General features: G+C 72.7%; 9 protein-coding genes. 5 read left to right on the plus strand and 4 right to left on the minus strand.

Annotated elements, in window-relative coordinates:
• Window positions 1-140 precede the first annotated feature (140 nt).
• From B086_RS0132835 to B086_RS0132850, 4 genes are all read left to right on the plus strand, one after another.
• Window positions 141-443: a hypothetical protein gene (locus B086_RS0132835; protein ID WP_018570679.1), complete on the plus strand. Its 303-nt coding sequence runs from the start codon at window positions 141-143 to the stop codon at window positions 441-443.
• Window positions 444-504: 61 nt separating this feature from the next.
• On the plus strand, window positions 505-1,959 hold the full coding sequence (locus tag B086_RS0132840) for a xylulokinase (protein ID WP_026253004.1): 1,455 nt from the start codon (window positions 505-507) through the stop codon (window positions 1,957-1,959).
• Between the two features lie 171 nt (window positions 1,960-2,130).
• The gene (locus B086_RS0132845) at window positions 2,131-3,864 is read left to right on the plus strand and encodes an ABC transporter ATP-binding protein (protein WP_026253005.1); all 1,734 of its coding nucleotides are present in this window, start codon (window positions 2,131-2,133) and stop codon (window positions 3,862-3,864) included.
• Window positions 3,864-5,792: an ABC transporter ATP-binding protein gene (locus tag B086_RS0132850; protein ID WP_018570682.1), complete on the plus strand. Its 1,929-nt coding sequence runs from the start codon at window positions 3,864-3,866 to the stop codon at window positions 5,790-5,792. Before B086_RS0132845 ends, B086_RS0132850 begins: the two co-directional genes overlap by 1 nt.
• 72 nt (window positions 5,793-5,864) lie before the next feature.
• Here the strand turns inward: B086_RS0132850 and B086_RS41405 are convergent, their stop codons facing one another.
• From B086_RS41405 to B086_RS0132870, 4 genes are all read right to left on the minus strand, one after another.
• Window positions 5,865-7,118 carry an RNA polymerase sigma factor gene (locus tag B086_RS41405; RefSeq protein ID WP_018570683.1) on the minus strand — a complete coding sequence of 418 codons (1,254 nt, stop codon included), beginning with the start codon at window positions 7,116-7,118 and terminating at the stop codon, window positions 5,865-5,867.
• 171 nt (window positions 7,119-7,289) lie between these two features.
• A complete protein-coding gene (dnaG, locus tag B086_RS0132860; RefSeq protein WP_018570684.1) occupies window positions 7,290-9,203 on the minus strand; it encodes a DNA primase in 1,914 nt (637 codons plus the stop codon).
• A gap of 46 nt (window positions 9,204-9,249) precedes the next feature.
• Entirely contained in the window at window positions 9,250-10,515 is a 1,266-nt protein-coding gene (locus B086_RS0132865; RefSeq protein WP_018570685.1) for an NAD(P)/FAD-dependent oxidoreductase, read from the minus strand.
• Between the two features lie 223 nt (window positions 10,516-10,738).
• A complete protein-coding gene (locus tag B086_RS0132870; protein ID WP_018570686.1) occupies window positions 10,739-12,085 on the minus strand; it encodes a deoxyguanosinetriphosphate triphosphohydrolase in 1,347 nt (448 codons plus the stop codon).
• 324 nt (window positions 12,086-12,409) lie between these two features.
• Between B086_RS0132870 and B086_RS0132875 the strand changes: the two genes are divergently transcribed.
• Window positions 12,410-13,105 carry a SanA/YdcF family protein gene (locus B086_RS0132875; protein ID WP_078531258.1) on the plus strand — a complete coding sequence of 232 codons (696 nt, stop codon included), beginning with the start codon at window positions 12,410-12,412 and terminating at the stop codon, window positions 13,103-13,105.
• The last annotated feature ends 52 nt before the right edge of the window (window positions 13,106-13,157 follow it).

A 13,157-nucleotide genomic window follows, 5' to 3' on the forward strand; every position in this document is an offset into this window, starting at 1 on the left:
CGTCGCATCGAACGCGTCTTCCGGGGTAGTCCCCCGGTGAGCGCGCGCTCGCTGCGACACATACATTAGCGCAAGCAGGGGGGTGCTCCGCCAATCGGTTCCCCCGGGCTCCGACGTCGAGGCAAGGAAGGGTGGCCACCATGCGCTACCGGCTCGTGTTCATCGCAGGGCTGGCACTGGGTTACGTACTGGGCACCAAGGCGGGACGTGAGCGCTACGAGCAGCTCCGCAAGTCCGCCCGCCAGGTGGCGCAGAACCCCGCCGTGCGCAACACCGCGGAGACGGCGGCCCAGCAGGGGCGGCAGTTCGCGGGCAAGGCGTACCACGCGGTGAGCGACCGGGTCGGCGACCATGTCCCGGACTCGGTGGCGCAGCGGGTCCGCTCGCTGCGCGAGCGGGCCGGGGGCAACGGCGCGGACGACTGGGGCACCAGCAACACCTGAACCGGGGGAACCATCCGGCCCCGGCCCCACGCGGGTGCCGGGATGCGGCAGAATTTTCCGCATGGGGATAGTCGCCGGGTTGGACAGCTCACCTGATTTCACTCGCATCGTGGTCTGCGACACGGACACGGGGGCCGTGCTCCGGCAGGGCTACGCACCGCATCCGGTGGAGAGCCCGGAGGGGGGCGGCCGTCCGGCGGACGTGGATCCGCAGGCCTGGCTGCTCTCGCTCGGGGAGGCCGCGGGCGGCGGACTGCTGGAGGGCGTGCAGGCGATCGGCGTCTCCGCCCAGCAGAACGCGCTGGTGCCACTGGACGGCCAGGGTGCCACCGTGCGCCCGGCGCTGGTCGGCGGCGACCGGCGGGCCCAGGCCGCCGCCGCGGACCTGGTCGACTCCTTCGGCGGCCGGGAGGCGTGGGCGCAGGCGGTCGGCTCCGTGCCGCAGGCCGCCCAGCCGGTCACCAAGCTGCGCTGGCTCGCGAAGAACGAGCCGGAGGCGGCCGGCCGCACGGCCGTGCTGATGCAGGCGCACGACTGGCTGGTGTGGCAGTTGCTGGGCCGCCCGGCGCGGCGGACCACCGACCGCGGCGGCGCCTCCGGCACCGGCTACTGGTCGGCGGCCACCGGCGCCTACCGGCCCGACCTGGTCGAGCTGGCGCTCGGCCACCAGGCGGTGCTGCCCGAGGTGATCGGCCCCGCCGAGGCGGCCGGTACGACTCCGGAGGGGCTGCTGATCTCGGCCGGCACCGGGGAGACCATGGCCGCCGCCTTCGGTCTGGGCATCGGGCTGGGGGACGCGGTGGTGTCGCTGGGCGCCTCCGGGTCGGTGATGGCCGTGCACCCCGAGGCGCTGGTGGACCAGAGCGGGATGATCACCTCGCTCGCCGACGCCACCGGCATGCATCTGCCGGTGGTGACCACGCTGAACGCCGTACGGACGCTGCGCGGCACCGCGGAGCTGCTGGGCCTGCCGGATCTGGAGGCCCTGTCCGAGCTGGCGATGACATCGACGCCGGGCTCGCACGGACTGGTGCTGCTGCCCTATCTGGAGGGCGAGCGGACCCCCGCGCTGCCGCACACCGCCGGGACGCTGTCGGGTCTGCGGCGGGAGTCGATGAAGCCGGAGCACCTGGCGCGGGCCGCCTTCGAGGGCATGCTGTGCGGGCTCGTGGACGCGCTGGACGTGCTGCGCGGCCGGGGCGTGGAGGTGCGGCGCGTCTTCCTGCTCGGGCCGGCCGCCGAACTGCCCGCGGTACAGGCCGCCGCGCCCGCGCTGTTCGGCGCGCAGGTCGTCGTGCCGCAGCCCGCCGACTACGCGGCGATCGGCGCCGCCCGGCAGGCCGCGTGGGCGCTCGGCGTCTCGCGGGGCACCCTCGACCCGCACAGCCCGCCGGCCTGGCAGGGCGCGGCGGCCCAGGTGCTGGAGCCGGGCGAGGACCTGGCGGTGGGCCAGGCGGTGCGCCAGCAGTACACGGCGGTACGCGAACAGACCCATCCGGGTGCGTTCAGCGCGTAGTGCGCCGTTCGCCGCGTACCGGACACCGGAGTCCGGGCGCGGGCCGGCCGGGGTGCCCGGTCGGCCCGCGCTTCGATCGGGTTAATCAGTTGAGGTAACACGGGCGGAGTGTCCGACGATAGGTGCCAGGGGACATCGACCGCCCCCACCGCCGACTCCGAGAGACCCAGCGTGCTCATACGACTTCTGCGGACCTATCTCAGGCCCTACAGGAAACCCATCGCTCTTCTGGTGCTGCTTCAGTTCCTCCAGACCTGCGCCACCCTCTACCTGCCCACGCTGAACGCCCACATCATCGACAAGGGCGTGGTGAAAGGTGACACGGATTACATCCTGACGTTCGGCGCCGTGATGATCGCCATCTCGCTGGTGCAGGTGGGATGCAACATCGGTGCCGTGTACTACGGCGCCAAGACCGCCTCCTCGCTCGGCCGAGACGTGCGGGCCGCCGTCTTCGACCGGGTGCAGTCCTTCTCGGCGCGCGAGGTCGGCCAGTTCGGCGCGCCCTCGCTCATCACGCGTACGACCAATGACGTCCAGCAGGTACAGATGCTGGCCCTGATGACGTTCACCCTGATGGTGTCGGCGCCCATCATGTGCGTGGGCGGTGTCGTGCTGGCCCTCGGCCTGGACGTGCCGCTGTCGGGCGTCCTGGTCGCCGTCGTACCGGTGCTGGGCCTCTCCGTGACGCTGATCGTGCGCCGGCTGCGCCCGCTGTTCCGGTCCATGCAGACCCGTCTGGACACGGTGAACCGGGTGCTGCGCGAGCAGATCAGCGGCAACCGCGTCATCCGCGCCTTCGTCCGCGACGGCTACGAGAACGACCGCTTCCGCGCGGCCAACGGCGAGCTGACCGAGATGTCCCTGGCCACCGGCCGGATGCTCTCGCTGATGTTCCCGATCGTGATGACGGTGGTCAATCTGTCGTCCATCGCGGTGGTGTGGTTCGGCGCACACCGCATCGACAGCGGCAGCATGATGATCGGCGACCTCACCGCGTTCCTCGCCTATCTGATGCAGATCGTGATGTCCGTGATGATGGCCACCTTCATGTTCATGATGGTGCCGCGCGCGGAGGTCTGCGCCGAGCGCATCCAGGAGGTCATGGACACCGAGTCCAGCGTCGTCGCGCCCCTGGCGCCCGTGCGCGAGCTGCGCAGCCACGGCCATCTGGAGCTGCGCGGGGCGGGCTTCCGCTACCCGGGCGCCGAGGAGCCGGTGCTGAAGGCCGTCGACCTGACCGCCCGGCCCGGCGAGGTGACCGCCGTGATCGGCTCGACCGGCAGCGGCAAGTCCACCCTGCTGGGTCTGGTGGCGCGGCTGTTCGACGCGACCGACGGCGAGGTCCTGGTCGACGGCGCCGATGTGCGCACCCTGGACGCCAAGCTGCTGGCGCGGACCGTCGGCATGGTGCCGCAGAAGCCGTACCTGTTCGCGGGCACGGTCGCCACCAACCTTCGCTACGGCAATCCGGACGCCACCGACGAGGAGCTGTGGCACGCGCTGGAGGTGGCGCAGGCCAAGGAGTTCGTCGGCAGGCTGGAGGGCGGCCTCGACGCGCCGATCTCGCAGGGCGGCACCAATGTGTCCGGCGGCCAGCGCCAGCGCCTGGCCATCGCCCGCACCCTGGTGCAGCGCCCGGAGATCTACCTCTTCGACGACTCCTTCTCCGCCCTCGACTACGCCACCGACGCGGCCCTGCGCGCCGCGCTCACCCGGGAGACGGCCGAGGCGACCGTCGTCATCGTCGCCCAGCGGGTGGCGACCATCCGGGACGCCGACCGGATCATCGTCCTGGACGAGGGACGGGTCGTCGGCACCGGCCGCCACCACGAGCTGATGGCGGGCAACGAGACGTACCGGGAGATCGTGCTCTCCCAGCTGACGGAAGCGGAGGCTGCCTGATGGCGGGGCCGATGGGACGGATGATGGCCGGGGGCTCCCCGGACAGCCGCTCGATGGACTTCAAGAGGTCGGGCAAGCGGCTCATCGCCCAGTTCCGGCCCGAACGGGCCACGATCTGCCTCCTGCTGGCGTGCGTGGTGGTGAGCGTCACCCTCAGCGTGATCGGGCCGAAGATCCTCGGCAAGGCCACCGACCTGGTCTTCGCGGGCATCATCGGCCGGCAGTTCCCGGCCGGGATGTCCAAGGACGAGACCCTGGCCTCGCTGCGCGCGCACGGCCAGGGCTCGGTCGCCGACATGCTCCGGAGCACGGACTTCACGCCCGGACAGGGCATCGACTTCGGTGCCGTCGGCGAGGTGCTGCTGTTCGCGCTGGGCACGTTCCTGGTGGCCGGGCTGCTGATGGCGGTGGCGACCCGGCTGGTGAACCGGTCGGTCAACCGGACCATGTTCCGGATGCGCGAGGACGTGCAGACCAAGCTGTCGCGGCTGCCGCTGTCCTACTTCGACAAGCGCCAGCGCGGCGAGGTGCTCTCCCGCGCCACCAACGACATCGACAACATCGGGCAGACCCTGAACCAGTCGATGGGCCAGCTCATCAACTCGCTGCTGACCATCGTCGGCGTGCTCATCGTGATGTTCTGGGTCTCCTGGCTGCTGGCGCTGGTCGCGCTGGTGACCGTGCCGCTGTCGTTCGTCGTGGCCACCCGCGTGGGCAAGCGCTCCCAGCCGCACTTCGTGCAGCAGTGGCGCTCCACCGGCCAGCTGAACGCGCACATCGAGGAGATGTACACCGGGCACGCCCTGGTGAAGGTGTTCGGCCGCCAGGAGGAGTCGGCGCGGCAGTTCGCCGAGCAGAACGAGGCGCTGTACGAGGCCGGGTTCAAGGCGCAGTTCAACAGCGGCGTCATGCAGCCGCTGATGATGTTCGTGTCCAACCTGAACTATGTGCTGGTCGCGGTCGTCGGCGGGCTGCGGGTCGCCTCGGGCACGCTGTCCATCGGTGATGTGCAGGCGTTCATCCAGTACTCGCGGCAGTTCTCGATGCCGCTGACCCAGGTCGCGTCGATGGCGAACCTGGTGCAGTCGGGCGTCGCCTCGGCCGAGCGGGTCTTCGAACTGCTGGACGCCGAGGAGCAGGAGGCCGACCCGGTGCCGGGCGTGCGGCCCGAGGAGCTGCGCGGGCGGGTCGCGCTGGAGCACGTGTCCTTCCGCTACGCGCCGGACAAGCCGCTGATCGAGGACCTGTCCCTGACGGTCGAGCCGGGCCACACGGTCGCGATCGTCGGCCCGACCGGCGCGGGCAAGACCACCCTGGTCAATCTGCTGATGCGGTTCTACGACGTCACCGGCGGGCGGATCACCCTGGACGGGGTGGACATCGCCCGGATGTCGCGCGACGAACTGCGCTCCGCCATCGGCATGGTGCTCCAGGACACCTGGCTGTTCGGCGGCACCATCGCGGAGAACATCGCCTACGGCGCCTCGCGAGAGGTGACGCGCGGCGAGATCGAGGAGGCGGCGCGGGCCGCGCACGCGGACCGGTTCGTGCGGACGCTGCCCGACGGCTACGACACCGTGATCGACGACGAGGGCAGCGGGGTCAGCGCCGGTGAGAAGCAGCTCATCACCATCGCGCGGGCGTTCCTGTCCGACCCGGTGATCCTCGTGCTGGACGAGGCGACCAGCTCGGTCGACACCCGTACCGAGGTGCTGATCCAGAAGGCGATGGCCAAACTCCAGCACGGCAGGACGTCGTTCGTCATCGCGCACCGGCTCTCCACCATCCGGGACGCGGACACCATCCTGGTGATGGAGAACGGCTCCATCGTCGAACAGGGCGCGCACGAGGAGCTGCTGACCGCCGACGGCGCCTACGCCCGCCTGTACAAGGCGCAGTTCGCGCAGGCGGTCGTGGAGGTCGACTGAGCGGAGACCGGCCCGGCCGGTACGCGCGAGGGGGGTACGCGCGAGGGGGTCGCCCGGCGGGGCGGCCCCCCTTCAGTCCAGGTAGCCGCGCAGTTGGTCGGCGAAGGTGTGGTCGCGCAGCTTGTTGAGGGTCTTGGACTCTATCTGGCGGATCCGCTCCCGGGTCACGCCGAACAGGCGCCCTATCTCCTCCAGGGTGCGCGGGCGCCCGTCCACCAGGCCGTAGCGGAGCTGGACGACCTTGCGTTCGCGCTCCCCCAGCGTGGAGAGCACCGCGTCCAGGTGCTGGCGCAGCAGCAGGAACGCGGCCGACTCCACGGGCGAGGCGGCGTCGCCGTCCTCGATGAGGTCGCCGAGGGCCACGTCGTCCTCCTCGCCGACGGGGGCGTGCAGCGAGACCGGCTCCTGCGCCAGCCGGAGCACCTCGCTGACCCGCTCGGGCGGCAGTTCGAGGTGGGCGGCGACCTCGGCCGCGGTGGGCTCGTAGCCGCGCTCCTGGAGCATCCGGCGCTGCACCCGCACCACCCGGTTGATCAGTTCGACGACGTGCACCGGCACGCGGATGGTGCGGGCCTGGTCGGCCAGTGCCCGGCTCATCGCCTGGCGGATCCACCAGGTCGCGTACGTGGAGAACTTGTAGCCGCGGGCGTAGTCGAACTTCTCCACCGCCCGGATCAGCCCGAGGTTGCCCTCCTGGACCAGGTCGAGCATGGTCAGCCCGCGGCCGACGTAGCGCTTGGCGACCGACACCACCAGCCGCAGGTTGGCCTCGATGAGGCGGCGCTTGGCGAGGCGGCCCATGACGACCAGCCGGTCCAGATCGCCCGCGAGCGCGCTGTCGAGGTCGTGGGCGCCGCCGAGCTTCTCCTCGGCGAAGAGGCCAGCTTCGACCCGGCGGGCGAGGTCCACCTCCTCGGCCGCGCTGAGCAGCGGGATGCGGCCGATCTCCCGCAGGTACTGCCGGAACAGGTCCGCGGTGGGCCCGCCGCTGTCGGCGCGGGCCGGGACGGCGGCGGGCTCGGACGCCTCGGCGGGCTCACCGGCTTCGGCGGGCCCGGCGGCCTCGGACGCGCCGGGCTCCGGCTCGGCGGCGGGCGGCTCCTCCGGTTCGCCGGGCTCCGCCGCGTCCGGGTGGTGCGCGACCCGGTCCTGCGGGGGCACGGCCGCCGCCAGGACGAGATCGGTGGCGCTGTCGGCAGGGGTGATGAGGGTCTGGGTCTGCACGCGGGCGACCTCCAGGATGATCGCTGCTGACCTGTGCGGCAGCGGTACTCGGGGGACGGGGTCGACGGCCTCGCCGCTGTCCGTCCTGTACGCGATGAGCACGGCCGCGGGAGGAGAGACCCGTGGGGGGACGGACCGGCCGCGCTCCGGGGATCAGGCACCGGACCCCAGTGTGGAGTACGACACATCGCCGCCACGAGGGGCGTGCGGTGACTTTTTGCGTCCGGTCCGTCACGAGGCGGATATTCCGGCCCGCTCGGGCCCCGGAGAACCCTAGAGAGCGGCCGCGCCCTTGACCGCCAGGGCCTGGTCGTACTGCTGGAGGACCCACAGCTCGTTCTGCGCGGCGGCGAGACCGGCGGGGTCACCGCCGGTGCCGAGGCGGGCCACGGTGCTGTTGAGGTCGCGGATGCGGCGTTCGACGGCGCGGCGGCGGACGCGGACCAGGACCTCGCCCGCGTACATCTCGTCGACCACGCGGCGCATGATCGCCTCCACGGCCAGCTCGGTGACCATGGCGCGGACCGTGTCATCGGGGGCGGCCTCGCGGACCCGGACCAGGTACTCCTGCGGGTCGGCCGTGCCGTACTCGGCGCCGCCCGCGTCCAGGACCGCCTGGCGCACGGCCGCGTAGGGCGGGGCGGTGAACTCGTCCGTGCCGTACGCGTCGAAGGCCGGGGAGACCAGCTCGGGGCGTTGCAGCGCCAGTTTCAGCAGTTCGCGCTCGGTGGCGTGCACCGGGTTGCGCAGGTTCAGGGCGGGGCCGCCGGGCGCGGCGGGCTGCGCGGGAGCGGCGTACTGCTGCTGCGGGGGGCCCTGCCGGCGCTCGGGGCCCCCGCCACGGCCGCCGCGTTCGCGGGCCCAGCGGGCGAGCTGGGCGACCCGCTTGACCACGAACTGGGTGTCCAGGATGCCGAGCAGCCCGGCGAGCTGGACGGCGACCTCGTGCTGGGCGCCGCTGTTCTTGATCCGGGCGACGACCGGCGCGGCCTCGTCCAGGGCGGCGGCGCGGCCCGCCGGGGTGTCCAGGTCGTAGCGGGCGACGATCTGGCGCAGCGCGAACTCGAAGAGCGGGGTGCGCGGCTCCACCAGGTCGGTGACCGCGTCGTCGCCCTTGGCCAGACGCAGCTCGCAGGGGTCCATGCCGTCGGGGGCGACAGCGATGTATGTCTCGGCGGCGAACTTCTGGTCGTCCTCGAAGGCGCGCAGCGCGGCCTTCTGGCCGGCCGCGTCGCCGTCGAAGGTGAAGATCACCCGGGCCGAGCCGTTGTCCATGAGCAGCCGGCGCAGGATCTTGATGTGGTCGCCGCCGAAGGCCGTGCCGCAGGTGGCGATGGCGGTGGTGACCCCGGCCAGGTGGCAGGCCATGACGTCGGTGTAGCCCTCGACGACGACCGCGCGGGACGCCTTGGCGATCTCCTTCTTGGCCAGGTCGATGCCGTACAGGACCTGGGACTTCTTGTAGACCGGGGTGTCCGGGGTGTTGAGGTACTTGGGGCCGTTGTCGGATTCGTGGAGCTTGCGGGCGCCGAAGCCGACGACCTCGCCGCCGATGTCGCGGATCGGCCACATCAGCCGGCCGCGGAAGCGGTCGATGGGGCCGCGGCGGCCCTCCTGGGCGAGGCCGGACAGGAGCAGTTCCTTGTCGGTGAAGCCCTTGCCGCGCAGGAAGCGGACCAGGTGGTCCCAGCCCTGCGGGCTGTAGCCGACGCCGAAGTGGACGGCGGCGCCCTGGTCGAAGCCGCGCTCGGCGAGGAAGACCCGGCCGGTCTCGGCCTCGGCGCTGCCCGCGAGCTGTTGCGCGTACCAGTCGGCGGCCAGTTTGTGCGCCTCGATCAGGCGGATGCGCTCGCCGCGCTGGTGGGAGGGGTTGTACCCGCCCTCCTCGTAGCGCAGGGTGATGCCGGCCTGGGCGGCGAGGCGCTCGACCGCCTCGGAGAAGGTGAGGTGGTCGACCTTCATCACGAACGTGATGGTGTCGCCGCCCTCCTGGCAGCCGAAGCAGTGGAAGAGTCCCTTGCTCGGGCTGACCTGGAAGGACGGCGACTTCTCGTCGTGGAAGGGGCACAGGCCCTTGAGGTTGCCGCCGCCCGCGCCCCGCAGCTGGAGGTACTCGGACACCACGGCGTCGATCGGGACCGCGTCCCGTACCGCCTTCACGTCCTCGTCGTTGATCCGTCCGGCCACGGGTGAATTCTACGGGGCCGCGGTGACACTCCCGTCCGGCCAGGTCCTACGGGACGAGGGTGTCCAGCGGGACGTGCGGGTCGGCCAGCGCGTCGGTGTCCACCGGGGTCCTCGCGCGGATCAGGGCCTGGATCGGGTCCGTGACGTCCCACACATTGACGTTCATCCCCGCGAGGACGCGGCCCTCCTTCACCCAGAACGCGATGAACTCGCGCTTCCCGGCGTCGCCGCGGATCACCACCTGGTCGTACGAGCCGGGCGGCGCCCAGCCGCTGTACTCCATGCCGAGGTCGTACTGGTCGGAGAAGAAGTACGGCACCCGGTCGTACACGACGTCCCGGCCGAGCATCGCGCGGGCCGCGGCCGGGCCGCCGTTGAGCGCGTTGGCCCAGTGCTCCACCCGCAGCCGGGTCCCGAACAGGGCGTGCGGGAAGGCGGCCACGTCACCGGCGGCGAAGATGTCCGGGTCGGCGGTGCGCAGCCGCTCGTCGACGATCACACCGCCGCCGTGCGCCCGGTCGGCCAGCTCCAGGCCGGCCGCCTCGGCGAGCGAGACGCGCGGGGCGGCGCCGATCGCGGCGAGCACATCGTGGCAGGGGTGCTCCTCGCCGTCGTCGGTGCGGGCGGCGAGCACCATGCCGTCCTGGCCGACGATCTCGGTCAGCCGGGCGCCGAAGTGGAAGCGGACGCCGTGCTCGCGGTGCAGCTCGGTGAAGAGCTGGCCCAGCTCGGGGCCGAGCACGCCGTGCAGCGGGGTGGCGGAGGGCTCGACGACGGTGACCTCGGCGCCGTAGGTGCGGGCCGCGGCGGCGACCTCCAGGCCGATCCAGCCGGCGCCCGCGATCACCAGGTGACCGTTGTCCCGGCCGAGGTGGGTGAGGACGTTCTTCAGGCGCTCGGCGTGGGCCAGGCGGCGCAGGTGGTGGACACCGGCCAGATCGGTGCCGGGGATGTCCAGGCGGCGCGGCTCGGCGCCGGTGGCCAGCAGCAGCTTGTCGTAGCGGACGTGGGTGCCGTCGTCGCCGTAGTGCACGGTCCTGGCGGCGCGGTCGACGGCGACGACGGTCTGGCCGAGGTGCAGCTCGATGTCATGGCGCGCGTACCAGGCCGGTTCCTGCACGAAGACGCTGTCGCGGTCCTCCTTGCCGAGCAGATAGCCCTTGGACAGCGGCGGGCGCTCGTAGGGGTGGTCGCGCTCGTCGCAGATGAGGATCACCCGGCCGCTGAAGCCCTCCGCGCGCAGCGTCTCGGCCGCCTTCGCACCGGCCAGACCTCCTCCGACGATGACGAATGTCTGATCCGCGTCGACCACTTGTTGCCTCCTGCCGGGGGGCCGGGGGGTGTCCCCCGGAGAAACTGCGGGTGCCGCCACGTGCGAGCGTCCCGCGCGGAGCGTGATGCGGGAAGAGGGAGTGGCCCGATCAGGCCACGCAGGGTCACCTCGGGGCGCCGGGCCCCGGCACTGGGGTCACCCTGGCCCCATGCGTAACAGCGGTATCACGGCGGTCCGTAAGCGCGCTGTCAGTTCCATGACGTCATCCCTGCCCCGTACCTGCCCCCGTCAGCCGTGCGTGGAGCGAGCGGGCCGAGACATCGGTGAGGGAGGCGATCTGGTCGACGATCACGCGCTTGCGGGCGCGGTCGTCGGCGGCCCGGGTGAACAGGGCGCGGAACTGCGGGTCCAGGCCCTCGGGCGCGCGCTCGGTGAGCGCTGCGGCCAGCTCGGCGACGACGATCCGCTGGTCGGCGCGGAGCCGCTCCTGCTCGTCGCGCTGCATGACGAAGCGGTCGGCGACGGCCTTGAGGACGGCGCACTCCATTCGGGTGCTCCTGGGGACGACCAGCTCCGCGCCGTACCGGGTCAGCCGGCCGCCGCCGTACGCCTGCCGGGTGGCGCCCTCGGCGGCCAGGCAGAAGCGGCCGATGAGCTGGCTGGTGGCGTCCTTCAGGCGGGCCTGGGCCATGGCGGAGCCGTCGTAGCCGTGCGGCCACCACTCCTGGTCGAGGAGGCGGTCCAGGGCCTCGGCCAGCTCCTCGTGCTCGGTGCCCGCCGGGACGTAGCGGCCGACGGCGACCGCGAAGACGGCCTGCCGCTCGGGCGCGGAGCGCAGGCAGGCGGGGTCGAGGTGACCGGCGTGCAGGCCGTCCTCCACGTCGTGCACCGAGTACGCCACGTCGTCGGACCAGTCCATGACCTGGGCCTCGAAGCAGGTGCGGGTGCCGGGGGCGCCGTGGCGCACCCAGTCGAAGACCGGCCGGTCGTCCTCGTAGACCCCGAACTTGGGCGAGGCCGGGTCGGTGGGGTGGGCGCCACGCGGCCAGGGGTACTTGGTGGCGGCGTCCAGGGCGGCCCGGGTGAGATTCAGCCCGACGCTGACGGGTGCCTCCGCTCCGGGGCCGGTGACGAACCGCTTGGGCTCGATCCGGGTGAGCAGGCGCAGCGACTGGGCGTTGCCCTCGAAGCCGCCGCAGTCGTGCGCGAACTCGTTCAGCGCCTGTTCGCCGTTGTGCCCGAAGGGCGGGTGGCCCAGGTCGTGCGAGAGGCAGGCGGCCTCCACCAGGTCCGGGTCGCAGCCCAGGGCGGCACCCAGCTCGCGGCCCACCTGCGCGCACTCCAGCGAGTGGGTGAGCCGGGTGCGGGGGCTGGCGTCCCACGCGCCGACGCCCTGCGGCGCCTTGTCCGGCGTGACCACCTGGGTCTTGCCGGCCAGCCGTCTGAGGGCCGCGGAGTGCAGCACCCGCGCGCGGTCGCGCTGGAACGCCGTACGCCCCGGCCGCTTGTCCGGCTCACCGGCCCAGCGGTCGATGGCCGCCGGGTCGTAGCCCTCGGGCGGAAGCTGGTTCTCGTACGGCGCCGCCGTCTCGGATGCGATCCCTTCCATGCCTCGACAGTACGGGCACCCACCGACAACCGGGACGCCACGGTCCGCTCCCGGCGGGGCCGCTCGGCGGGAACCCCGCGGGGGCCGACCGCGGCGGGGTCACGGGGCTGGGCAGGCCGGGCCGGGTGTCGAGTGCGGGGCGGGGCGGGGCCGTGCCGGGTGTGTCGGGGCGGCCCCGCCGGGCGGGGGCGGGCGGGGTGCGGGAGGGGTGTCGCGCGGGTGGTGGGCGGGCGGGCGAACCGGGGCGGGTCCTGGCTCGTCCTTGCTGATCGGGGCCCGTACCGCACGCGCGCGTGTACGGCCGTACGAGAGGGGGGCCGGGCGATGCGCCGGACACGGCGACCGGGATGGACGCGGCCGCGGCTGCCGCGCACGCGGGCCGGGCGGCGGCGGCTGGTGCGGGCCGTGGTGGCGGTGTGCGTGCTGGCGCTGCTCCCGGCGACCTGGCTGTACGTCACGACCGGGGACCGGCTGCGTACCACGGCCGACGCGCCGCGCACCGACGTCGCCGTGGTGTTCGGCGCGGGCCTGTGGCACGGCGAGCCGTCGCCGTACCTGGCGCACCGCCTGGACGCGGCGGCGCGGCTCTACCGGGACGGCAGGATCAAGGTCGTCCTGGTGACCGGCGACAACAGCCGGGAGGACTACGACGAACCGGACGCCATGCGCGCGTACCTGACCGGGCACGGCGTACCGGCCGACCGGATCGTCACGGATTACGCGGGTTTCGACACCTGGGACTCCTGTGCGCGGGCGAAGAAGATCTTCGGTGTGGACCGGGCGGTGCTGGTCAGCCAGGGCTTCCACATCCGGCGGGCGGTGGCGCTGTGCGAGGCGGCGGGCATCGACTCCTACGGCGTCGGGGTGGACGCCGTGCACGACGCCACCTGGTACTACGGCGGCGCCCGGGAGGTGTTCGCGGCCGGGAAGGCGGCGCTGGACGCGGTCTTCCGGCCGGACCCGACCTTCCTGGGACCGAAGGAGCCCGGGGTGGCGCGGGCGCTGGCCGACGCACGCTGAGCGTCCCCCCTCCCCGGCCGGGACGCCGGTGACGGCCTAGGTCCACCGGAGT

The organism is Streptomyces sp. PsTaAH-124, from assembly GCF_000373685.1.
Classification (GTDB): Bacteria; Actinomycetota; Actinomycetes; order Streptomycetales; family Streptomycetaceae; genus Streptomyces; species Streptomyces andamanensis.

What these genes read in the sequence shown, in the direction of transcription:
- B086_RS0132870 (WP_018570686.1), bottom strand. Translation starts at nt 12,085, where the DNA reads ATGGAAGGGATCGCATCCGAGACGGCGGCGCCGTACGAGAACCAGCTT.
- B086_RS0132840 (WP_026253004.1), top strand. Translation starts at nt 505, where the DNA reads ATGGGGATAGTCGCCGGGTTGGACAGCTCACCTGATTTCACTCGCATC.
- B086_RS0132835 (WP_018570679.1), top strand. Translation starts at nt 141, where the DNA reads ATGCGCTACCGGCTCGTGTTCATCGCAGGGCTGGCACTGGGTTACGTA.
- B086_RS0132850 (WP_018570682.1), top strand. Translation starts at nt 3,864, where the DNA reads ATGGCGGGGCCGATGGGACGGATGATGGCCGGGGGCTCCCCGGACAGC.
- B086_RS0132875 (WP_078531258.1), top strand. Translation starts at nt 12,410, where the DNA reads ATGCGCCGGACACGGCGACCGGGATGGACGCGGCCGCGGCTGCCGCGC.